We start from the raw sequence: 605 nt of genomic DNA, 5'->3' as shown, positions 1-605 counted from the left end.
GACAGGGGTCAGGTCGGTATCGGGACGCTCATCGTGTTCATCGCGATGGTCCTGGTCGCAGCGATTGCGGCCGGCGTGCTGATTAACACGGCTGGCTTCCTCCAGACGCAGTCTGAACAGACGGGTCAACAGAGCAGCGCACAGGTCACCGACCGGCTCGAACCGGTCTCGAAAACGGGGAACGTCTCCGTCTACAATAGTTCGAGTCAAAGTGTAGTCGCGGAGGATTCGGAGAACCTCTCCGCTTCCGAGCAGTCCTTGGCGGTGAACGAGATATCGATGGTGGTCCAGAAGTCGCCGGGGGCGAACGACATCAACATGAGCGCGACCACGTTCGAGTTCATCGGACCGGACGGCACCGACCGCTATCCGTTCACGAACGAAACCGCGATTAGCGACACGGAAGCGCTTCAGGACGACGACTCGTCTATCAACGCCAGCCGTGGCAACGGACTCATCCTGAACAGCCGGACCGACCGACTGGTCATCACCATCAACATGACCGCACTCGACACCAACGGCGCCTTCGCTAACGCGCCCCTCGAATCCGGTCAGACTGCAACCCTGCGGATTAACACGGAAAGCGGTGCGACCTCCATCATCCG

General features: G+C 60.2%; 1 protein-coding gene. It reads left to right on the top strand.

From position 1 onward, the window contains the following. Positions 1–605 (top strand): archaellin/type IV pilin N-terminal domain-containing protein (locus ACQUSQ_RS14860; protein WP_435070318.1); only part of this gene is annotated, 605 nt, incomplete at both ends.

The organism is Haloplanus sp. C73 (assembly GCF_051195115.1).
Lineage (GTDB): Archaea > Halobacteriota > Halobacteria > Halobacteriales > Haloferacaceae > Haloplanus.
The sequence above is the reverse complement of the archived record's forward strand: the minus strand, read 5'-3'. Positions and strand labels throughout refer to the sequence as shown.